Origin of the sequence: Streptomyces sp. NPDC002809, from assembly GCF_040295435.1 — a bacterium.
Taxonomy (GTDB): domain Bacteria; phylum Actinomycetota; class Actinomycetes; order Streptomycetales; family Streptomycetaceae; genus Streptomyces.
The window spans coordinates 104,501-125,122 of the sequence record NZ_JBEOVJ010000008.1; the positions used below are offsets into that span (position 1 = coordinate 104,501).

A 20,622-nucleotide genomic window follows, 5' to 3' on the forward strand; every position below is an offset into this window, starting at 1 on the left:
AGTGACTGTCATTGACCTGGAGTCGTACGAGGACGCCCTCGCGAAGTACGACCCCGTCATGGGCCTCGAAGTCCATGTCGAGCTCGGCACCAAGACCAAGATGTTCTGCGGCTGCTCCACCGAGCTCAAGCAGGACGCCAACTCGCAGACCTGCCCGGTCTGCCTCGGGCTGCCCGGCGCGCTGCCGGTCGTGAACGAGATCGGCGTCGAGTCCGCCATCAAGATCGGCCTCGCGCTGAACTGCGAGATCGCCGAGTGGTGCCGCTTCGCCCGGAAGAACTACTTCTATCCGGACATGCCGAAGAACTTCCAGACCTCGCAGTACGACGAGCCGATCGCCTTCGAAGGCTATCTGGACGTCCAGCTGGAGGACGGGGAGATCTTCCGGGTGCAGATCGAGCGCGCCCACATGGAGGAGGACACCGGCAAGTCGACGCACGTCGGCGGTGCCACCGGCCGTATCCACGGCGCGTCCCACTCCCTGCTCGACTACAACCGCGCGGGCATCCCGCTCATCGAGATCGTCACCAAGCCGATCGAGGGAGCGGGCGCACGCGCCCCCGAGGTCGCCAAGGCGTACGTCGCCGAGCTCCGCGAGCTCATCAAGGCGCTCGGCGTCTCGGAGGCCCGCATGGAGATGGGCCAGATGCGCTGCGACGTGAACCTGTCGCTGCGCCCGCACGGCCGCGAGGCGTTCGGTACGCGCTCCGAGACGAAGAACGTGAACTCGCTGCGTTCCGTCGAGCGCGCCGCCCGCTTCGAGATCCAGCGCCACGCCGCGGTGCTGAACTCGGGCGGCACGATCGTGCAGGAGACCCGGCACTTCCACGAGGAGGACGGCTCCACCACGGCCGGCCGCATCAAGGACAACGCCGAGGACTACCGCTACTTCCCCGAGCCCGACCTGGTGCCGGTAGCCCCGGCCCGCGAGTGGGTCGAGGAGCTCCGCAAGGGGCTTCCCGAGCTGCCGCGGCTGCGCCGCGCCCGGCTCAAGGAGGAGTGGGGTGTCTCCGAGCACGACATGCAGTCCATCCTCAACGCGGGCGCGGTCGACCTGATCGTGGCCACGACCGAGGCGGGCGCCCCGTCGGACCAGGCCCGCAAGTGGTGGATGGGCGAGCTCGCCCGTAACGCCAACGAGACCGGCCGCGGTCTCGACGAGCTGGGTGTCACGCCCGCGCAGGTCGCCAGGGTCGCCGAGCTCGTCGCCTCCGGCGATCTCAACGACAAGCTGGCCCGTCAGGTCCTGGAGGGTGTCCTCGCGGGCGAGGGCGACCCCGACACCGTCGTCGAGAAGCGCGGCCTGAAGGTCGTCTCCGACGAGGGCGCGCTGTCCACCGCCGTGGACGAGGCCATCGCGGGCAACGCCGCCATCGCGGACAAGATCCGCGGCGGCAAGGTGGCGGCCGCCGGTGCGCTCGTCGGCGCCGTCATGAAGGCCACCCGTGGCCAGGCGGACGCGGCCCGGGTGCGCGAGCTGATCCTGGAGAAGCTCGGCGTCGAGGGCTGAGGTTTTCTCGTACGACCCCGAAGGGGCGGTGCATCCGGTTTCTCCACCGGGTGCGCCGCCCCTTCGCCGATTCCGGTTCTCCGGCCCGGCCGCACGCTCCTCGGCTTCTGCGGAGCGCCCGTTGAGCGCCGTCCGCCGCGCCGCCCGGGCGCAGCCGTCAGCGCTTCAGCATGGGGGTGCCGAGGGCGAGGTTCGCGCCGTCGCAGTTCTCGTCGATGCCGATGCGCAGGCGCAGCGCGTTCTTCACCTTCAGGGACAGCTTCTGGGGTTTGCCCAGCTCCAGGGTGCCCACCCACAGGGTCGTGTCGTCGACCTTGATGGTCAGCCGGCCGGATTCGTAGTTCGAGCCGTCGTCGACCCCTGCTGTCAGCTCGAACGTCGTCCAGGCCCGGCCGAGGTCGAACTCCATGTACGGCTTCGTGTCGCAGTCCGGTGTGGCCACGAAGGCATCGTTGTGCACCTGCGTGTTGAGCTTCGCGGAACCCACCGAGAACGACTGGGGCTCGGCCACCGTGCTCATCGTGGTCAGTGAGACCTGTGAGACGTCTTCCACGGAGCCGGGCGTCGACGCCTCCGGCGACGTGGACGAAAGGTCGTCGTCCTCGGTGCCGGGCTCCGCGACGGGTGTGTCGGACGGGACGTCGGGGGTTTCCTGCTCGGTCGCCGAAGGGGTGGGTGTGAGGGACGTCCGGGTGTTGGTGGCGCCCGCTTTCCTGTCGCCCTGGTCGTTGTTGTCCTGCAGCGCCAGCACGCCCCACGCACCCAGCCCGGCGCAGACCATCGCGGCCACCACCGGCAGTGCGATCTTCAGCAGTCGGCGCTTCTTCTTGGGCGCGGGCGGCGGGGTGTGCAGGGTCCGGTGGGGGAGGTCCGGTCCGGAGGAGAGGCCCGGAGAAGCGAAGGCCGCGGTCGCGGGATCGGGGTTCACCGTCGAGGGCAGCGACACCCCCGGATCGGACGAGGCCGTGATCGGCGGCGGGAAGACGGACTTAGGACTGTCCGCCGGTGTGGGCGGCGGTGTGCGGGGCGCCGGAGGGGGAGTGACGACCGGACTTCCCGGCGGCGGAAGAAGCGGCGGAGGGGGCACGACCGCGGGAGCGGCAGCCGGTGGTGTGTCCCGCACGGACTCCCCGGCCGGTGCCGCCCCCTTCACCGCGTCGCGTGCCGAGGAACCGGTGACCGTCGTCGACACCACGGCCGAGCGGACGTCCTTCACCCACGCGGACAGGCTCTCCGGCCGTCCGTCCGGTTCGGCCGAGCAGACGGACAGGATGCGCTCGCAGCGCTCCGGAGTCGCGGCCGCCACCTGGGGGAGCGCGCGCAGAGCGGCACGCAGCTGCTCGGGGGTGCTGGGCGGGGCCTGGCCGCTGAGCAGGAAGTAGGCGATCGCGCCGAACGCGTACCGGTCGGTGTTCGGCGTCCGCTTGCCCTCGAAGACCTCGGGGGCCGCGTAGCCGGGGGTGAACCACACCTCCGCCGTCTGGTGGTCCGCGGTCAGCTTGCTCAGCCCGAAGTCGACGAGCGTGGCCTGGCCGTGCGCGTCGACCATCACGTTGCCGGGGGACAGGTCGCCGTGGACGACGGTGCGCCCGGACGGCGTCGCGCGGCCCGAGTGCAGCCAGTCCAGCACGTCCGCGAGCTGTTCGAGCGTCCGCAGCACCTCGCGGCGCTCCGCGTGGCTCGCCAGGGTCCGCTCCGCGCGCCAGTCCCGCAGATCGAGACCGTCCACATGGTTCATGACCAGGACCAGGGCCCGCCCGGCAGCGGTCGAGGCGTCCCCGGCCCCGTGGATCGGCGGTCCCTCGAAGTGCTCGCGTACGCCGACGACACCGGGACGGTTCACGAACCGCAACAGCTCCGCCTGCTCCTGCCACTTCGTGCTGAGCCGATGGAACTGCTCGATGGTGATCGTGGTCTTCGAGTCGAGGACCTTCACGACCACCGTCTCGGGCGCTCCGTCCAGCTCTATCTCCGCCCGGTAGAGGACGGCCTCGCCGCCCCGTCCGATGGAATTGAGCAGGCGGTATCTGTCCGGAGTGGAATCCGGTCCGATGTGGTGCGTCGCACTGTTCAACTGATCCCCCCAGGGACGGTAATTGACGGTTCATAAGATAGCTGGATCCGTGCGGCCCCGGTCAACGCGAACAAGAGCCTGGTCCCCGGGCGGGGGCGCTCCCGGCAGGGGAGCCCGGGCCGGCGCGGGCCGCGTGACCGCTGTCGCGCCGGGTGGGCGCCCCCGCCCGACAGTGGTGCTCATGTCGCCCATATGTGGATCCGGCCACTGTGAGTAAGGCCACGAAACGGGCAAATGATCTCAGTTGGCTGTCAGAGTGACGGCACTCAAGGTCATGCGTTCTCACGCGGACGGTTCCGCCGAACCACGTCGAGACCACGAACCCGCAGGGAGTACGTCCCTTGGCTGCCATCGCCCGCTGGTGCGTCACGCACCGCCTCCTCGCCGTCCTCATCTGGCTGCTCGCCCTCGGCGGCACAGCGGCCGCGGCGGGGTTCGCGGGTTCCGCCTACTCCAACGACTACGAGGCACCCGGCACAGAGTCGGGGCGGGCGGCCGAGCTGCTGAAGAACGGATTCACGGATCTCGGCGGCGACACCGACACCATCGTCTGGCACACCGACGACTCCACCGTGCGGGCCGCGGACGTCACCCAGAAGATGACCGCCACCCTGCACGCCGTCGAGCGGCTGCCGGGCGTGGGAGCCGTCGGCGGGCCCTACACGGATCCCGGCTCCGGGCAGATCAGCGCGGACGGGCACACCGCCTACGCCACCGTCACCTTCGACCGGCAGGCGGACGACGTACCGGTCGATCAGGCCCGGGCCGTCGTCGACACCGCGAAGGCCGCTGCGGGCGAGCACCTCCAGGTAGAGCTGGGCGGCTCCGCCATAGCCCTCACCGAGGCGCCGGCCGCCCACCTCAGCGAGGCCGTCGGGGTGGTCGTCGCCGCCGTCGTGCTCTTCCTCGCCTTCGGCTCGCTCGCCGCCAGCATGCTGCCCATCGCCACCGCCCTCGTCTCGGTCGGCACGGCGTACGCCGGCATCGTGCTGCTCGGACACGTGATGACCGTCGCCGACTTCGCACCCATGCTGGGCATGCTGGTGGGGCTCGGCGTAGGCATCGACTACGCGCTCTTCATCGTCACCCGGCACCGCAGAGGGCTGCGGCGCGGCATGACCGTACCCGAGGCGGCGCAGCACGCGGTCACGACGACCGGCCGGGCCGTCGTCTTCGCCGGCGCCACCGTCTGCATCGCGCTGCTCGGCATGCTGATCCTGCGGCTGAGCTTCCTCAACGGCGTCGCCATCGCGGCCTCGCTCACCGTCGTGCTGACCGTCGCGGCCTCCGTGACGCTGCTGCCCGCGCTGCTGTCCCTCATCGGCATGCGGGCACTGAGCCGGCGCGAGCGCAGGCGGCTGGCCGAGCACGGCCCGCAGCCGGAGCCGCCCACGGGCTTCGCCGCCCGCTGGTCCGCCTTCGTGGAACGGCACCCCAAGCTGCTCGGGGCTCTCGCCGCCGTCGTGATGCTGGTGCTCGCCCTTCCCACGTTCTCGCTCCACCTGGGCAGCTCCGACCAGGGCAACAACGCGAAGTCCTCGACCACCCGACAGGCGTACGACCTGCTTGCCGACGGCTTCGGCCCCGGCGTCAACGGCCCGCTGACCGTCGCCGCGCACCTGGACGGCGCCGACGACCGGCTCGCCATGGACACCCTGCCCGCGACGCTGCGCACCACCGACGGGGTCGCATGGGCCTACCCGGTGACGTACAACTCCAGCGGCGACACCGCGTACGTCACCGTCGTCCCGGACTCGGCGCCGCAGTCCCGGCAGACCAGCGAGCTCGTGGACCGGCTGCGGAGCGACGTCCTGCCGAAGGCGTCCGAGAACACCTCGCTCCAGGCCCACGTGGGCGGTGTGACGGCCAGCTACGACGACTTCGCGCAGATCATCATCGGCAAGCTGCCGCTCTTCATCGGCGTCGTCGTCGGACTCGGCTGCCTGCTCCTGCTGATGGCGTTCAGGTCGGTCGGCATCCCGTTGAAGGCGGCGGTGATGAACGTGGCGGCGGTGGCCTCCTCGTTCGGTGTCGTCGTCGCGATCTTCCAGTGGGGCTGGGGGAGCGAACTGCTCGGCCTCGGCAGCGCGGGGCCCATCGAACCCTTCCTGCCGGTGATCATGGTGTCCGTGCTCTTCGGCCTCTCGATGGACTACCAGGTTTTCCTGGTCGGCCGGATGTACGAGGAGTGGCTGGAGACCGGCGACAACCGGCGGGCGGTGAGGGTCGGTCTCGCCGAGACGAGCAGGGTGATCAACTCGGCCGCCGTGATCATGATCTCGGTCTTCCTCGCCTTCGTGCTCAGCGGGGACCGCGTCATCGCGATGTTCGGCATCGCCCTCGCCGCTGCCGTGGCCCTGGACGCCTTCGTCCTGCGCACCCTGCTGGTCCCCGCCCTGATGCACCTGCTGGGCGGCGCGAACTGGTGGCTGCCCGGCTGGCTGGACCGACGGCTGCCGCGCATCAGCATCGAGCCGCCCGACTGCGGGGCGTCGCGGGCGGAAGCCCCGGATGCGTACGCGAGCGCGAGCGCGAGCGAGGACGACGCGGTCGCGGCTACCGCTCAGCGCGTGCACTGACCGTGGGAGCCGTCCCGAGCGAAGTCTGACCACGAGCAGTACGAAGCGGCCGCGCCCCGGTGGGTGCGGGCGCTTCGTACTGCTACGGGCTGTCCCGCAATTCCTGGTGGGCGCGCGACGACAGTAACGGCACCCCGGCAGGTTCTGCTGGCCGACAAGTCTTCTACGGATATCCAGGACGTAAAACCAGGCGACAGCGTTCTTGCGGCTTATCCGGAAACTGGTGAGACCGTCCCGCGTGAGGTCACGCGTCTCATCATTACCGAGGACGATAAGCACTTCAACGAGCTGACCATCCAGACCAAGGATGGTCCGAAAAGCCTGACGGTTACTTATGAACACCCTTTCTGGGTCCCCATTCTCGGGGCCTGGGTCGAAGCAGGAAACCTGACCGCTGGTACGGATCTGCGGACTCCGGACGGGACCACCGTCTCTGTCACGGCCAACCGTGCCTACTCGAAGCACGCCCGTACGTACAACCTGACGGTCGACGACCTCCACACGTACTATGTAATCGCGGGCGAGACGCCGGTGCTCGTTCACAACAGCGGAGCAGGCCCGGACCCAACCTCCTTCTCGAACTTGATACCGACAGACACGCCGGAATGGTTCAAGCCGATTGCTCCCGGCACCGTGCTGTCTCGCTCTGGAAACTATGCATACGTAGTGACCGGAGGTGGTGAACTCGTTATCGGGAAGCGAACGGCTGGCCATGTGAGCCTCGCTCAGGGGCGGGATGTGCTGGCTGCTGGCGAGTTCAAAACCAAGGGTGGCGAAGTCGTGTTCCTCGACAATAAATCTGGCCATTATCAGCCTTACGGGGCTAACGCTCAAAAGGCGGCAGTGGATGCCTTTGAAAGGAATGGGCTCGGCGCTGGTGGAAAATACATCGAAGCATGGCGACCAAGCTGCTGATCCGGTCGCGGAGCTCAGGCGGGCAGTCCAAGGGGTTCTCGCTACGGCGGAGGACACTTATGGCGCCGAAGCGCTTGAGTCGGGCTTGGAGCGTACGCTCGCGATTCTGCAGAGGAACCCTGATTTCCGGGGGCAATTCGAGAGTCAACTGATTGCGTTGATCGACTCGCCAGAGGAAGGCGTTGTCGAGGTAGTTTCTTTCCTAATGCACGTGCTGCGTTGGGAAGCTGTCCGAGAGGCGGTTGAAGAAAGGGTCAATCACCCCAGGGGGAATGTTAGCAGCATTCGTCTTTACGAGGCGATGCTGGATTCCTTCTCTGACTTCTGGCGTGATCGTGATCTCTATGCGAGATTCGCCGAGTCGTGAGGCCGTAGATCTTTAGCGCGCTTCCAGGGTGGTTGCGAGTGCAAAACAGAAGCCCCGTCAGGTGAGTCCTGGCGGGGCTTCTGGGGTAGTTGACGGCAGTAGTTGACGGCAGTAGTTGACGGCAACGTCAGCGGACGGTGGCTCCGGCGAGGGGTGGTTCGTCGCTGTCGAGACCGCGGGTGATCTCCGCAGGGTTGCGGAGGGCGTGGCCGAGGAGGTTGATGGCGTCGCGTTGGAGGCGGAGCCGGACGTGGGCGTAGACGGTGGCGGTGACGCCGATGTGGGCGTGGCCCAACAGCTCCTTGATCACGACGAGTTCCACTCCTTGCTCCAGGAGGAGAGTGGCCGCCGAGTGGCGGAGGTCGTGGAACCGGATGCGGCGGAGTCTGGCCTAGCGGAGCAGGAGGGGTCCCTCGCCGGCCGGTCACCGGAGGCGTACCAGGAACCCCCGGGGGCCGCCAAGGCCGAGCGCACGCGTCACGAGGTGAGCCTTGGCGGCCCCCGGGGAACCCTGGCACGGCGAAGCTGCCCGACCGACGAGGGACCCCTCCCACTCAGGCCCGGACGCTGCTGGATGCATCGGTGCCGGCCGTGGGGCGGCGCCATCGTGCCGTGGTGGACCAAGAGTGTTCAGGACGCCAGCAGCTCGGCGACTTCGGGTACATCTCGAAAGGCCCGCAGGCGGGCCAGCACGATCCGCGTGCGCTCTGCTGTCCGTTCACTGCCGCTCTGCCCAAGAGCGAGCATCCGGCTCGTTGTCTCGGCGGCGGCCTCGGGCTCGTTGGCGTCGGCGTAGGCCACAGCCAGCCACGAAAGGTACAGCGCCAACTCCCGGGCATGGCTGGCGTCGTAGCGTCCGAGTACATCCGTCAGTAGCGGTACGGCGCGCAGTGGGCGCCGCAGCTCGGTGTAGACGCGGGCCTCCATGACCTGCAATTCCCCGGCGTCCATCCAGTACAGGTACGACGGCGATGCGGTGCCGGCCGAGTCTTCGGCCAGGGCCTCGGCCGCTTCTCCCAGGGCGGTCATCGCCGGGCGGTCCTGCCCGGCCCGGGTATGCGCCCAGGCCACACGGTCCAGGTATAGCGCGCGAGCCTTCGGGGGTGCGTCCGTTCCGGCGTCCTCCAGCGCGGCGTGGGCCAGCCCGACCGCGTCGGCAGTGTGCCCGGTGTTGCTCCACTGGTAGGCCAGCGAGCCCGCCACGTTCCCCAACAACACGCCGTCCCCGGCGGCCTGCGCGGCGCTCATGCCGAGCCGGTAGATGCGCTCCGCCTCGGCATGTTCCCCGGCGTCGGAAGCGACCCACCCGGCAATCTGTGCCAACTCCCCAATCGCCCGCAGCAGTTCACGGCCGACCTCTTCGGTATGCGCACCCTCGCGGTAGAGCTTCACCGCCGCCCGCAGTTCACGCAGCGCGGGGCCGATCAGGTCCTTGCCGTACACCACGTCGTCGGCCAGACGCAGCCCATGGACCCGCTGGGCCAGGTCGACCACTTGTCCAGCCCCGATCCGGCGGCCTGTACGGGCGCGCAGTGGGGACAACGGGTCGCCCTCGGGTAGGAAGTCGGCCACGGACCGTACATATGGTGCGGACTCGACAGGCGCAACGGCCTTCGCCGCCTCCAGCATCTCGCGCGGAACCTGAAGCACCCGCGCGAGGAACGGCAGCCACTCGCGCGGGGACCGCGTCCCGATCTCCCAGCGGGACACGTCATTTCGCGTCGGAGGAACGCGCCCAGGCGCAGCCTCAGCCAGCGCCTCGGCGAGCCGCCGCTGACTCCACCCACGCGCCAGACGCAGCCGCCTGACCAGTTCCCCGACCGTCTCCCGCACCAGGCCAGCTTGGCAGACAGCTAGGCAGACACGCTGGCTACTCCCAAAGGTCCACGCCAGCGAGATGGTGATCAGTACGCCCGAGTCGAGCCGAAGAGAGGGAATCACGATGGCCGAGCGATTGACACAGTGGCCCGGAGGTCTCACGGCGCAAGGGCCGCGCCTGCTGCCGTGGACCACCGAGGGCGGGCACCCCTGCTACCTGAGCACCGACGGCCAGGGCTACCTCGCAGGTCTCGCCGACAGCATCGAAGCCGTATAGCTGGGCATGGGCGAAGACCTGCTGGCGTACGCCCGAGACACCACGGCCCCCGGCGCGAAGACCTTGTCGGCGACCGAATACCGCTGGCTGGTCCGCCGGTTGACCGAAGCCCTCTCCGACGCGCTCAGGGTCGCCGACTCACGCGGGCAACGCCTCCCCGACCCGGAAGAGGCGACCGAAGATGCCTGACTCCACGAACACCGACGCACCGTCCCGCAACGCCACACGAGGACGCTACCGATTCCGCGAGTACCACGTGACCACCGTCCCCGACCCCCTGGCACTGCCCGGCCACGAAGCGGTCTGCGTCACCGGCGAGGAACACAACTGCGGTGCCGCCTCCGGCACCCTGCACACCCCCGACGAGCTGACCCGCTGGATCGCCGCACACTGCGCGCAGACTGGCCACGAACTGTTCGAGCAGACCACCCGCATCCTTCTCCGTGCCGAGCCCGGCGCGTGGCAGTAACGTCTCCTGCGCTGAGGCCACTTCAGCGGCGGTGCGAACGCGCGGGCCGCACCGCCTGACGGCAGTAGCGACGGCAACACCCACGGATTCCCCCGCACAACTACGGACACCAGCGGAACCCGAAACTGCCGCTGATCTGCGAATACGCAGATAGAGAGGGGTCGCGTAGCACTCGTACTATGTGCTGGCGGGGGCCACGCCGGTACTCGTGCATAACAGTTGTGGAGTGTTCCCCAATAGAATGTCGGGAACCCTTGATCGGGAGCTTGCTCTGGCGGACAGATTGGGTGCTACGCCTTCTGGTGTTGGATCTGCTGGCTTTGATTCCGCAGTCGGTTCCGGGACGGTCAAATGGGCGGTTCGGGAGGACGGAAGCCTTGTAGTCGTGCCGAAGTTTGTCGATGGTCAAGAGATTTCACACTCGGTGCTCTCCCGCGGGGCCCCGGTTCGCGCGGCCGGTGAAGCTGATATCGCTGGCTCATCGGGGGACGGGTTCTTCGGGTTGGATATCAACTACCACAGTGGTCACTTCCAGCCATCGAGTGAGAGTCTGCAAATCGGTAGGGATGCATTTGCTGCGGCGGGAGTTCATTTCTGATGATCAGACTAGATGATCTGACGTCGCTCGACCTGCGGTCGCTCTCTGAGGTCCTGGCCGCGCACGCTCCGATTGTCCCTGACCTGGGTAGCGGCGAGTGGCTTGGCATCGTTGAGCTGATGACGATGCGCCTAACCGACGAGTGCAGCTCTCTGCCCGTGGAGTCGTGGGCTACCTGTTCGCTGGCACTCGCGTACGCTCTCGAAGCTGCGGTGGCCTCGGGCTCTATCGATCAGCGTGAGAGCGTGATTCGCCGCCTGAATCTCTCTGTGGCCCTGCTCCGGCAGGTTCCGGCGAACACTGAAGTCGACATCCTGAATCCGGGACATCTAATCGACCTCCTATTTCAAGAGCTTCCGATTTCAAGCGAAGAAACTCGTGACCTATCGGTGGATTGGCGCGCTCTCGACATTGCGCAGATTCGGACTCTGAGGGCTGTTAAGAATCTTGTTTCGCCTGCTCTGAGTCTCGCGAGACTGGCTCCCAGAGAGATTGATGGACGGTTGAAGGCATGGGAAGAAGTTTTTCCTTCGCTTCCATGAGTAGGTAACTGAGAAGGCCCGCCAGGACGAATTCTGGCGGGCCTTTTGGCGTTTTGACGGCAGTGATTGACGGCAACGTCAGCGGACAGCGGTTCCGGCGAGGGGTGGTTCATCGCTGTCGTCGGGCCCGCTGGTGCCCTCCGCAGGGTCGCGGAGGGCGTGGCCGAGCAGGTCGATGGCGTCGTGTTGGAGGCGGAGTCGGACGTGGGCGTAGACGGTGGCGGTGACGCCGATGTGGGCCTGGCCCAACAGCTCCTTGATCACGACGAGTTCCACGCCCTGCGCCAGGAGGAGGGTGGCCGCCGAGTGGCGGAGGTCGTGGAATCGGATCCGTCTCTCGGCAGGAGAAGACGCAGCGATCGGCTTCACGGAAGATGACGAAGTCATCCGCTTGCGACGTGAGGAAGATCTAGTCGTAATGACGTCATCGAAGCATCAATGGCAGGTCTCCATGGAGCAGGAAGAGCTCGTATGTGCTTTCGTTGACTTCCTGCGAGAGGCGCATGCTCAAGGTTGTCCCGTAAATGATCTTCTGGTCGCCTCAGACATGGTTGGCCGCTGTGCCCGCTGCCTTATCCGGCGAGAGCGAGGTTGTGCATGCGGGCGATGCCGAGCATGGCGTGGTGTACGCCGTCGCCTTTGAGGCGGCAGTCGCGGAGGATCTTCCAGGTCTTCATGCGGGCGAAGACGTGCTCGACGCGGGCGCGGACCTGCTTGTGAGACTTGTTGTGCGCCTGCTTCCATTCGGGCAGTTCTTCGCCTTTGCGGCGTCGGTGGGGCATGACAAGTCTGGTGCCCGGGTAGCCGCCGTCGGCGATCGTCATGGTTTTGCCGACGGCGGCTTTGGCGCCGGACTCCCCCATGCCTTGCAATCGTTGCAGTTCCCGGCCAGCGGCCGGCCGACCGCGACGACCAGGCGGGTGTCGGCGTCGATGACGACTTGGTGGTTGGTGGAGTACCTGTAGTTCTTGGACTGCGCGGCAATGGTGTGGTCCCGGGTGGGGACCAGGGTGCCGTCCACGATGAGCACGGTGTCCTTCGCGAACCGCTTTCGGGGCTGGAGCGCGAGCATCGGCCCGAGGTGGTCGATGATGCGGTCCGCCGCCGACTTGGACACGCCGAACAGTGGGGCGAGCTGCCGCGTGGTCAGGTTCGTGCGCCAGTAGGCCGCGACCAACAGGGCCCGGTCCTCCAGCGGAAGACTCCACGGCCGACCCCTGCGGACCGAGTCCGCCCCCTCGCACCGCAGCACCGTCACCAGCTTCCCGAACTGCCGCGGGCTCAGCCCGGTGAACGGGGATATCCAAGACGGCTCCGACGCCGTGATCACACCAGCCACAGCAAGATCATCCCAGTTGCCCGTCTGCCGGCTGGGTCCTGCCCTCGGCACGGAAATCAGGCGACCGGGCCTGGCGCATCATCCAGGATGGCCCCATGAGCCAAGACCTTGTGGCGTTCCTCCACGCACGGCTGAACGAGGAGGCAGACTTGGCCCGACGCTGCGACGGTGACGACTGCGGGGAGTGGACCGCTCACGGGCACACCGTCGACTTCTGCCAAGGAGAACTCTCCGGCTTCCATCCCACGATCGCCCTGCACGTCGCGCTGCACGACCCAGCTCGCATCCTGCGGGAGGTTGAAGCCAAGCGGCGCGTGCTCGCCCGCCATGCACTCAGTCCTGCCACGGGCGACCCCGAACTACCGTGGGACAACCGCGATGACTGCCAGTACGACGGCGAGACCTGGCCATGTGACGACCTGCTCGACCTCGCGTCACCTTACGGCGATCACCCTGACTACCCCGCCACCCCTGAGACGTAGATTGTTTTACGGGACAACCCTTCGTCTGACTGCGAATGTCCCTGGATTGGCAGATAATCCAGTAATTCAGCGGTTCTCACCGGAGCGGCTGGACTCGACGCCAGGCGAATAGAGGGTGAAATGACAGGGCCCCGCTGGGGCATTCAGCAGGGCCCCTGTGCCGTTTGACGGCAACGTCAGCGAACGACGGCCGGAGCGGAGCAGGTCGTAGACGGCCGACCTCCGATCCGCACCAGGAGGCGAAAGGTTCGTCCCGCAGCCCGCAGCCCGCAGCCCGCAGCCCGCAAGCCCGCAAGCCCGCGCACGGTTGCCCCCGGTGAAGTCCGGATCACCCCGGAACACGCCGGACTGCGGTCGGGAAGGCCGTGTGGCGCAACCGGAGCGGGCGCGTTAAGAGGGCTCTCATCTGAGGCACCTACCGTGCGGTACATGAACCCCACGACTCCCACTGCACCCACCGCTCCCGTCGCCGAGGGCGACGGCGAGTCGAAGACCACCAAGGAGACGACCGCGGACAAGGACGCGGGCAGGACCGCCGAGATCACCGCCGAGAAGGCCGCCCCCGACGCCGCAGCCCCCGACGCCGCCGCCCCCGGTGCCGCCGTGACCGGTGGCACGGAGACGCGACTCGACAAGGCGGACCCCGAGTCCGGCGCCGGCGCGGAACAGGACCTCGACCCGGAGCAGGACCTCGATCTCGACCTCGACTCCAATCTTGAGCCGGACGACGACGAGTCGGACAAGGACTCCTCCGGCCTCGCCACCGCCGCCGCGGCCGTCGTCTCCGTCGGACTGGGCATCGTCTCGCTCACCGGAGCCTGGAGCGGCCGGGTCGCCGCCGAGCGCGAGACGCTGATCGGGCAGATGAAGACCTCGTCCGGCGCATCCGCCGCACAGCAGATCTCCGAGATCTACGGCGACGCGTGGCACGCCACCGCGCTGGTCAACGGCCTCTTCGGCCTGCTCGCGCTGCTTGTCGGCGTCTACGTCCTGGTCCGTCCGGCGTTCGGCGCCCCGTCCGCGCACCCGCAGCCCGGCTGGATCCGCGCGGTCGCCAAGGGGGGAATCGCCCTCGGCGTCCTGGGTGTGCTGATCGCCGTGTGCATGTACTTCGACCTCATCGTCGCCCTGCCGACGGCGCCGGCGGCGGCTGGTTAGAGCCGGGTCTGTCCGACTGCGGAGGCCCCGGTTCCTCGCGTACGTCACCTCGCGGCGCGGTCTAAGGCATGTGCGGGCGCCTCGGCAGGGCCCCTGCGGTGGCGTAAGCCCCTCCCTAAGGCCCCCGGCCGCCACAGATGCGGAACTCGCCCGATGCGGCACCACCCCCTGGGGGACGACAGTGGTGGCACGGCAGAAGCACTGCCGCCACCGAGGCCCAACGGGCCCGTCCCCAGGGGGAATCACATGTACGAGCTGGAACTCCACAAGGTCATGGCAGCCGAACTCGTCCGCCGCGCCGACAACGAGCGGCTCGTCCGGGAGGCCCGCCGTGCCCGGAAGGCGGCGCGCGGTTCCGCACGCCAGGAACGCGAGGGGACGGTGAGTGCGGACAGGGACCGGGAGCGGTTCGCGCACGCCGCGTAAGGGCGGACGACTGTGCATGTCCGGCTTTCCCGCTCCCCGTTGCCGGACCTGTGTGCGATGCTCGGCGACGTGGAGACCAGGTCAGTCAGTCCCGTGTTCGTCGGCCGCGCACGTGAACTCGGCGCGCTCACGGACGCACTCGCCGCCACCGCCCCGTCCGGCGGTGGCGGCGGCGAGCCGCAGGCGCTTCTCGTCGGCGGCGAGGCGGGCGTCGGCAAGACGCGCCTGGTCGAGGAGTTCCTCGCGGTGGCGGTCCGCCGCGAGGCCGTTGTCGCCGTCGGCGGTTGCGTCGAGATCGGAGCCGACGGCCTGCCGTACGCCCCCTTCTCCACCGCCCTGCGCGCCCTGCGCCGCACCCTGCCCGAGGAGATGGCCGCCGCCTGCGCGGGCCAGGAGAACGAACTTGCCCGGCTCCTTCCCGAACTCGGCGAGGCCGGCCGGGACGCGGCCGACGAGCACGGCACCGCCCGTCTCTTCGAGCTGACCGCCAGGCTGCTGGAGCGCATCTCGGCGGACCGTACCGTCGTGCTCGTCCTGGAGGACCTGCACTGGGCCGACTCCTCCACACGGCACCTGCTCGCCTACCTCTTCCGTACGCTGCGCAGCGGCCGCCTCGTCGTGATCGGCACCTACCGGGCCGACGACATCCACCGCCGCCACCCGTTGCGCCCTCTGCTGGCCGAGCTGGACCGGCTGCGTACCGTGCGCCGCCTCGGGCTCGCCCGGTTCAACCGGGCCGAGGTCCGCCGCCAGCTCACCGGCATCCTCGCGGCCGCCCCCGAACCCGCCCTGGTGGACGAGATATTCGAGCGGTCCGACGGCAACGCCTTCTTCGTCGAGGAGCTCGCCTGCAGTCTGGAGTGCGGCGACGGGGCCGGGCTGCCCGGCTCCCTGCGCGACGTCCTCCTCGTCCGCGTCGAGGCGCTCTCCGACGACGCCCAGAAGGTCGCCCGCATCATCGCCGAGGGCGGCTCCGCGGTCGAGTACGAGCTGCTGGCAGCCGTAGCCGGCCTCGCCGAGGACGAGCTCATCGAGGCCCTGCGCGGAGCCGTCGGCGCCAATCTGCTGCTGACCACCCCGGAGGGCAACGGCTATCGCTTCCGGCACTCCCTGGTCCGCGAAGCCGTCAGCGACGACCTCCTTCCCGGTGAACGCTCCCGGCTCAACCGCCGTTACGCCCAGGCCCTGGAGGCCGACCCCGCCCTCGTCCGCGACGGGGAACGCGCCACGCGCCTCGCGAGCTACTGGTACGGGGCACGCGATCCGGCCAAGGCGCTGCCCGCCGTGCTGAAGGCATCGGTGGAAGCCCGCCACCGCAACGCCTACGCCGAGCAACTGCGGCTGCTGGAACGGGCGATGGAACTGTGGGACGACGCCCCCGAGGCGATACGCGGCACGCTGCGCCCCATCGACTACGCCGAGGTCTATCCGGCCTGCGGCCGCGACGGCTCCGCCCCGCTGAGCCACCTCGACCTGATGGCGGAGGCCACCGTCGCCGCCCGCTTCGGCGGCGAGCGCGAACGGGCCCTCGCCATCTGCAAGAAGGCCCTGCGCATCCTGGACGGCGAGGACGACGCCCTGCGCGCTGCCTGGTTCTGGGTCCAGCGCTCCCGCCTGGTCCAGGACCTCACCCGGGGCGACGGCTGGGAGGAACTGGCCACGGCCGAGGAACTGGTGCGCGGCCTGCCCCCGTCGGCCGTGCACGCGGACGTCCTGACGAGCGTGGCCGGCTGGGGCGCCCTGCACCGGCCCGGCGCCGAGACCCTCGCCGCCGCCGACCGGGCCGTCGAGTACGCCCGGCTGGTCGGCGACGAGTACATCGAGCTGCACGCGCGGCTCACCCGGGGCTGGCTGAACGCCGACGCCGGAGCCGTCGACGAGGGCATCGCCGAGATGTACGCCGTCCGTGACCGGGCCGATGAGCTGGGTCTCGTCGGCATCATGGGCCGCACGGCCACCAATCTCCCCTCCACCCTCGAAGCCATGGGCCGTTCGCTGGAGGCGGTGGCGGCCGCCGACCACGGCATCGACATCTGCCACAGCCACGGTGTCGCGGACACGGAGGCCTGGGTCCGCACCAACCAGGCGATGTCGCTGTTCTCCCTCGGCCGCTGGGACGAGGCCCTGGCCACCGCCGAGGCAGCCGCCCGCAAGGCGCTCTCCCGGAAGCCGCAGGGCCTGGTTGCCGCACGCCGCACCGAAGTGGCCCTGGCACGTGGGGACCTCGCCGAGGCCGAACGGCAACTGGCGCTGACCAAAAGGGGCTTCGGCTCCAGCGATCCGCAGCCGCAGTTCGTCATCGACATCGTCCGCCACACCCTCACCATCGCCGTGCAGCAGGGGAACCTCCCCGAGGCGCGGGCCGTCTTCGAGGCCCAGGCGGCGGAGGGCTTCCCGACCGGCACCCAGCGGTACGCCTTCCCGCTGCTGCACGCCGTCGCGGCGGCGGAGGCCGACGCCCGGGGGCTGCCCGCCACCGAACCGGGCCGGCCCGGCATCCTCGCCCTCGTGCGCAGCCACCTCAAGCGGCTGCCGGTACTCGTCCCCGTATGGGCTGCCTACGGTGTGCTGATCGATGCCGAACTGGCCCGTGCCGAAGGCCTCGACACCCCGGAACACTGGTCCCGCGCCGCCCAGGTCTTCGCACCGTTGCACCGTCCGTACGAACTGGCGCAGATCCGCCACCGCTGGGCGGAGGCCCTGCTCATCGCCTCCGGCGACCGCACCGCGGCCACCGCGCTGCTGCGCGACGCCCATGACACCGCCGGCCGGCTCGGCGCGCGCCCGCTGACCGAGACCATCGAGCTGCTGGCAGGCCGCGCACGCATCACCCTCACCGATCCCGCCGCCGCTCCCGGCTCCGCACCGGCCTCGGACGACACGATCCCGGATGCCGTGACCGTCCCGGACCACGGGGACGAGCAGGGAGGCCAGGACCACTCGGAGGAACAGCTCCGGGCCGCGGCGGCCGCCGCGGTGGAGTCCTTCGGGCTGACCCCGCGCGAGCAGGACGTGCACCGGCTCGTGGCCGCAGGCCACACCAACCGCAGAATCGCCGAGGAGCTCTACATCTCGCCCAAGACGGCGAGCGTGCACGTCTCGAACATCCTGGCCAAACTCGGCGTCACGGGCCGCGGCGAGGCGGCCGCACTCGCCCACCGGCTGCGGCTGTACCGGATGCCGAAGGACGCGTAGGGCCGACGCCCGGGCGTTGCCGTCATCCGGGCGGCGCCATCGGATCGGCGCCGGCGGGGCGGCCCCGCGAGGTCAGGCCCCGTCGCCACCGTCGCCGCCGCCGCCCGCACCGCCTCCGTCGGATCCGCTGCCGTCGTCCGCATCGCCGCCGTCCGTGTCGTCGCGGTCCCCGTCCGTCCCGCCCGGGTCCCCGTCCTCGTCCCGGCGACGGACCACGACCTTGCCCGAAGTCAGGTCGATGGGGCCGCGCGCGGGGTCACCGATGCCGAGATCCACCCGGGTCAGCTCCAGTCGCTTCTGCTCCTCCGCGGTGTGCTTGCGGCCGGGTGCGAAGAGCTCCTCGAAGAAATTGAACACGGGCTGCGCACCCTTCCGCCTGCTGTGGCCGCCGAGGTCTCTCGTCCGAGAGGCCCTACCGCACCTCGACCACCAGGATCCTGTCGTCTCCCGGCTTCGGGGTGCCGCGGGTGTCCGTCTCGCTCGTCACGAGCCAGAGTCTGTCGCCGCCTGCCGCGAGCACGGTGCGCAGACGGCCGTACTTACCTTCCAGGAACGCCTGGGGTGCCGCCAGAGGTTCCTTGTCCGCCGTACCGGACAGCGGGATCCGCCAGAGCCGCTCACCCCGCAGACCGGCCATCCAGATCGATCCCTTGACGTAGGCGATACCGCTCGGGGACGCCTCGGACGTCTTCCACTGTGCCACGGGATCAAGGAATCCGGCCTGCCCGGCCTTGCCCTCGGCCTCCGGCCAGCCGTAGTTCCCGCCCGGCACGATCCGGTTCAGCTCGTCCCAGGTGTCCTGGCCGAACTCGGACGCCCACAGCTGCTTGTCCCCGTCCCACGCCAGACCCTGCACATTGCGGTGACCGTACGAATACACGACGGAGTCGGCCTGCGGATTTCCGTGCAACGGCTCACCGTCCGGGGTCATCCGCAGGATCTTGCCGGCCAGTGACTTCTTGTCCTGCGCGAGACCGTCGTCCCCCGTCTCGCCCGTGCCCGCGTACAGCATGCGGTCCGGGCCGAAGGCGATCCGCCCGCCGTTGTGGACGGCACCCTTCGGGATGCCCCGCAGAATCGTGTCCGGGGCGCCCAGCAGCTGACCGGGGGTCGTCCCGTCCTCGTCGTAGAGCATGCGGGCGATGCGGTTGTCCGAAGCGGTGGTGAAGTACGCGTACACCAGGTGGTCGGTGCCGTAGTCGGGGGAGACGGCGAGGCCCAGCAGCCCGCCCTCACCGGCCGGTGCCACCCCCGGCACGGTGCCCAGCAGCGTCTTCTTCCCGCTCTTCGCGTCGATCCGGGTGATCGTCCCCTTGTCGCGCGAGGACACCAGCAGATCGCCGTCGGGCAGCTTCGCGAGACCCCACGGCGAGTCCAGCCCCTCCGTGAGGGTCGACACCACCTTCACCGATCCCTTGGCGGGCGGCAGATCGGCCGGGGGACGCGAGGCCGAGGGCGACGTGGAGGGCGAGGCCTTCCGGCTCGGCGGGGGCGCGGACGTACCGGCCGGTGAGCTCACCCCCTGGCCCGCCGTGCTCTCGGCACCCTCCTGCGAGGAGCACCCCGCGCCGAACAGCAGGGCACCGGCCGCCAGCACGGCCACCGCACCCCGCCGCGCAACGCGACCACCCCCGCGGGGCGTCGCGCGACGCCCCACCGGTTCCCGCACAGATCCGAACCTCGCACCGCGCACAGCACCGACCCCTTCGACGACCGCCTGTCCACTGTTCTTACACCGCTGCCGCGCCCAGGGTTCCCGAAGCCCGCGGACTTTCTCGCTCGGCGATCAAACCGCACGCGCCGACGACCGGCGTGCGGGCCTCAGTCCCACGACTCCCGCGCGTCCGGCAGCCGGTCGATCTCGTCGAGGTCCTGGGCCGTCAGCGTCAGCCCGGCAGCCGCCGCGTTCTCGACGGCCCACCGCTCCTGCTTGGTCCCCGGGACCGGAACCACCTGGGGTCCCTGGCGCAGCACCCAGGCCAGGGCGACCTGTGCCGGCGTCGCCCCGTGCCGCTCAGCGATCCGCCGCAGCCCCACCACCACCGGCTGGTTCGCGGCCATCATCTCGGCGGTGAACCGCGGATGCCTGGCCCGCAGATCCTCCGGCTCGAAACCCTGCCCCGGAGTGAGCGTCCCCGTCAGATAGCCGCTGCCCAGCGGCATCGCGGCCAGTACCCCGACCCCGCGCGCCACGCACCAGGGAAGCAGAGCCTCCAACGCCTGCGGGGACCAGACGGAGAGCTCCGCCTGCACCGCGCTCACCGGAAACACCTGCTGGACCCGCTCCAGCTGCCGGATCGTTTCGTCGTGCGTCCGCGCTCCGCGCCGGCGCCCGGCCCTGGCACCGACCGCGCACAGCCCGAGCGCGCGCACCTTGCCCGCGGTCACCAACTCCGCCATCGCGCCCCAGGTCTCCTCGACGGGCACCTCGGGATCGGCCCGGTGGAGCTGGTAGAGATCGATCACATCGGTCTGCAGCCGCCGCAACGAGGCGTCGCAGGCCCGCCGTACGTAGCCGGGCCGGCCGTTGGCCACGATGTGCTGATCGCCCACCAGCAGCCCGCACTTGGTGGAGAGGAACGCCTGCTCACGGCGTCCCTTCAACGCCCGCCCCACCAGCAGCTCATTGGTGAACGGCCCGTACATGTCGGCGGTGTCGAGCAGTTCGACGCCCGCGTCGAGCGCCGCGCGCACCGCACGCAACGCCTCGTCGCCCCGCTGCCGTGAGGCGCCGTACGCCCAGCTCATCGGCATGCAGCCGAGGCCGACCGCGCCCACGGCAAGCGCCGCCGCACCGAGACTTCTGCGCTCCAACTCCCCGAACCCTCCCTCGTACCGCACCCCCCAAGCTAACCTCTGCGTCCTTCCGGGCT

The 20,622-nt window shown here is 69.4% G+C and carries 17 protein-coding genes and 2 pseudogenes; 11 read left to right on the forward strand and 8 right to left on the reverse strand.

The genetic code is table 11. The features are described from left to right. Position 1: 1 nt before the first annotated feature. A complete protein-coding gene (gatB, locus tag ABT025_RS07880; protein WP_350991067.1) occupies positions 2-1,510 on the forward strand; it encodes an Asp-tRNA(Asn)/Glu-tRNA(Gln) amidotransferase subunit GatB in 1,509 nt (502 codons plus the stop codon). A gap of 157 nt (positions 1,511-1,667) precedes the next feature. Here gatB and ABT025_RS07885 read toward each other — a convergent pair whose 3' ends face one another. After that, complete coding sequence (locus tag ABT025_RS07885) at positions 1,668-3,584, reverse strand: protein kinase domain-containing protein (protein WP_350991069.1); 1,917 nt, start codon at positions 3,582-3,584, stop codon at positions 1,668-1,670. A gap of 341 nt (positions 3,585-3,925) precedes the next feature. Here ABT025_RS07885 and ABT025_RS07890 point away from each other — a divergent pair, with 341 nt between their 5' ends. Both ABT025_RS07890 and ABT025_RS07895 read left to right on the forward strand, forming a co-directional pair. Continuing rightward, a complete protein-coding gene (locus tag ABT025_RS07890; RefSeq protein WP_350991071.1) occupies positions 3,926-6,163 on the forward strand; it encodes an MMPL family transporter in 2,238 nt (745 codons plus the stop codon). Between the two features lie 63 nt (positions 6,164-6,226). Beyond that, the gene (locus ABT025_RS07895; protein ID WP_502971902.1) at positions 6,227-7,078 is read left to right on the forward strand and encodes a polymorphic toxin-type HINT domain-containing protein; all 852 of its coding nucleotides are present in this window, start codon (positions 6,227-6,229) and stop codon (positions 7,076-7,078) included. Between the two features lie 494 nt (positions 7,079-7,572). On the opposite strand, the pseudogene ABT025_RS07900 reads toward ABT025_RS07895, so the two are convergent. Together ABT025_RS07900 and ABT025_RS07905 are read right to left on the reverse strand one after the other, a co-directional pair. After that, positions 7,573-7,836 (reverse strand): annotated as a pseudogene (locus ABT025_RS07900) (tyrosine-type recombinase/integrase); the annotation flags it as partial. A gap of 239 nt (positions 7,837-8,075) precedes the next feature. Continuing rightward, positions 8,076-9,278, reverse strand: a complete 1,203-nt coding sequence (locus ABT025_RS07905) for an NsdA family TPR-like regulatory protein (RefSeq protein ID WP_350991073.1) — start codon at positions 9,276-9,278, stop codon at positions 8,076-8,078. Positions 9,279-9,387: 109 nt separating this feature from the next. Between ABT025_RS07905 and ABT025_RS39460 the strand changes: the two genes are divergently transcribed. The 4 genes from ABT025_RS39460 (at position 9,388) to ABT025_RS07920 (ending at position 11,149) form a co-directional block, all read left to right on the forward strand. After that, a complete protein-coding gene (locus tag ABT025_RS39460) occupies positions 9,388-9,540 on the forward strand; it encodes a hypothetical protein (RefSeq protein ID WP_502971903.1) in 153 nt (50 codons plus the stop codon). Positions 9,541-9,546: 6 nt separating this feature from the next. Beyond that, complete coding sequence (locus ABT025_RS39465; protein ID WP_502971904.1) at positions 9,547-9,729, forward strand: hypothetical protein; 183 nt, start codon at positions 9,547-9,549, stop codon at positions 9,727-9,729. After that, positions 9,722-10,009, forward strand: coding sequence for a DUF7848 domain-containing protein (locus ABT025_RS07915; RefSeq protein ID WP_350991075.1), 288 nt, complete (start codon positions 9,722-9,724; stop codon positions 10,007-10,009). The genes ABT025_RS39465 and ABT025_RS07915 overlap by 8 nt, the downstream gene beginning before the upstream one ends. 597 nt (positions 10,010-10,606) lie before the next feature. After that, a complete protein-coding gene (locus ABT025_RS07920; RefSeq protein WP_350991077.1) occupies positions 10,607-11,149 on the forward strand; it encodes a hypothetical protein in 543 nt (180 codons plus the stop codon). A 78-nt stretch (positions 11,150-11,227) separates the two neighbouring features. On the opposite strand, the gene ABT025_RS07925 is transcribed toward ABT025_RS07920, so the two are convergent. Then, positions 11,228-11,518 (reverse strand): tyrosine-type recombinase/integrase, encoded by a 291-nt coding sequence (locus ABT025_RS07925; RefSeq protein ID WP_350991079.1) that lies wholly within the window; start codon positions 11,516-11,518, stop codon positions 11,228-11,230. 203 nt (positions 11,519-11,721) lie between these two features. Next, a pseudogene (locus ABT025_RS07930) lies at positions 11,722-12,488 on the reverse strand (transposase). 95 nt (positions 12,489-12,583) lie between these two features. Here ABT025_RS07930 and ABT025_RS07935 point away from each other — a divergent pair. The 4 genes from ABT025_RS07935 to ABT025_RS07950 all read left to right on the forward strand — a co-directional run bounded on the left by ABT025_RS07935 (position 12,584) and on the right by ABT025_RS07950 (position 17,749). Next, entirely contained in the window at positions 12,584-12,970 is a 387-nt protein-coding gene (locus ABT025_RS07935) for a DUF6221 family protein (RefSeq protein ID WP_350991081.1), read from the forward strand. 429 nt (positions 12,971-13,399) lie between these two features. Further along, positions 13,400-14,128 carry a hypothetical protein gene (locus ABT025_RS07940; protein ID WP_350991083.1) on the forward strand — a complete coding sequence of 243 codons (729 nt, stop codon included), beginning with the start codon at positions 13,400-13,402 and terminating at the stop codon, positions 14,126-14,128. 246 nt (positions 14,129-14,374) lie between these two features. Beyond that, positions 14,375-14,554, forward strand: a complete 180-nt coding sequence (locus tag ABT025_RS07945) for a hypothetical protein (protein WP_350991085.1) — start codon at positions 14,375-14,377, stop codon at positions 14,552-14,554. Between the two features lie 57 nt (positions 14,555-14,611). Continuing rightward, complete coding sequence (locus tag ABT025_RS07950) at positions 14,612-17,749, forward strand: helix-turn-helix transcriptional regulator (protein ID WP_350991087.1); 3,138 nt, start codon at positions 14,612-14,614, stop codon at positions 17,747-17,749. Between the two features lie 72 nt (positions 17,750-17,821). Here the strand turns inward: ABT025_RS07950 and ABT025_RS07955 are convergent, their stop codons facing one another. The 3 genes from ABT025_RS07955 to ABT025_RS07965 all read right to left on the reverse strand — a co-directional run bounded on the left by ABT025_RS07955 (position 17,822) and on the right by ABT025_RS07965 (position 20,563). Further along, a complete protein-coding gene (locus tag ABT025_RS07955) occupies positions 17,822-18,106 on the reverse strand; it encodes a DUF6191 domain-containing protein (protein ID WP_350991089.1) in 285 nt (94 codons plus the stop codon). Between the two features lie 55 nt (positions 18,107-18,161). Continuing rightward, the gene (locus ABT025_RS07960) at positions 18,162-19,352 is read right to left on the reverse strand and encodes a PQQ-dependent sugar dehydrogenase (RefSeq protein ID WP_350991091.1); all 1,191 of its coding nucleotides are present in this window, start codon (positions 19,350-19,352) and stop codon (positions 18,162-18,164) included. A gap of 218 nt (positions 19,353-19,570) precedes the next feature. Next, positions 19,571-20,563, reverse strand: a complete 993-nt coding sequence (locus ABT025_RS07965) for an aldo/keto reductase (RefSeq protein ID WP_350991093.1) — start codon at positions 20,561-20,563, stop codon at positions 19,571-19,573. Between the last annotated feature and the right edge of the window lie 59 nt (positions 20,564-20,622).